This is a genomic window from Klenkia sesuvii (assembly GCF_037083825.1).
GTDB lineage: Bacteria > Actinomycetota > Actinomycetes > Mycobacteriales > Geodermatophilaceae > Klenkia > Klenkia sesuvii.
The window spans coordinates 1-946 of sequence record NZ_JBAPLU010000057.1; the positions used below are offsets into that span (position 1 = coordinate 1).

The following is a 946-nucleotide window of genomic DNA, read 5'->3' on the forward strand; positions in this document are numbered from 1 at the left end:
AGAGGGTGTTGGGTAATTGATCGGCTACTTGTCGGAGTCGAGGTCGTCGGCCAGCCGGCGGGCGGCTTCGGTCTCGATGGGGCCTTGGGGCTCGATGTGTCGGCCGGTGAGTCGGGCGGCCATCAACCGGATCATGGCGACTTTGATCATCGCCTCAGCGTGCTCGGTCTTGCGTTCGTAGTCCCTGGCCAACCGCCTGCTCCTCGTCAACCACCCGAAGCTGCGTTCGACCACCCACCGGCGGGGCAGCACCTGGAAGCCTCGCACGTCATCGCAGCGGCGCACGATCTCCAGGTCCAGTCCGAGTTCGTCGCGGGCGTGGCGGACCAGGGAGGTGTCCACGACGTTGGCGTAGCCACCATCGGCCCACACCTTGCCCAACTGCGGGTAGCGCGGGCGGGCGGCGGTGAGCAGCCGCCGCCCACCGGGCCGGTCTTGCAGCGACGCGGTGGTGACCATGACCGCCAGCAGCAGACCGGTGGTGTCGACCAGCAGATGCCGCTTGCGCCCACGGACCCGCTTGCCGGCGTCGTAGCCGATCGCGGCACCACCTTCGGAGCTCTTGATCGACTGGGCGTCCAACACCGCAGCCGTCGGTTGAGCAGCGCGCCCGTCGGCGGCCCGCACCCGGTCACGCAACGCATCGTGCACCCGATCCCAGGTGCCATCAGCACTCCAGGTGCGAAACCAGCGGTACGCCGCGTCCCAGGGCACCAGGTCATGCGGCAGCAACCGCCACGCGCACCCGCTGACCAGCACATACAGGATCGAATCGAGCACCAGCCGCCGGTCGTGCTTGAGCGGCCGCCCACCAGCATGGGGGTCATGGGCCGGCAGCAACGAAGCCACCAACGCCCACTCGGCGTCGGTCAGCGACGAGGAGTAAGCCGGCTTGCAGGTACACACGCACATGCCACCGGCACCATCACTACCGCAGGACCTGACC

1 protein-coding gene is annotated in these 946 nt (G+C 68.4%); it reads right to left on the reverse strand.

The window, feature by feature from the left end:
* Positions 1-24 precede the first annotated feature (24 nt).
* Positions 25-912 (reverse strand): IS5 family transposase, encoded by an 888-nt coding sequence (locus TEK04_RS21210; RefSeq protein ID WP_336406357.1) that lies wholly within the window; start codon positions 910-912, stop codon positions 25-27.
* Between the last annotated feature and the right edge of the window lie 34 nt (positions 913-946).

Coding starts and splice junctions, on each gene's coding strand:
- TEK04_RS21210 (WP_336406357.1), bottom strand. CDS start 912: ATGTGCGTGTGTACCTGCAAGCCGGCTTACTCCTCGTCGCTGACCGAC.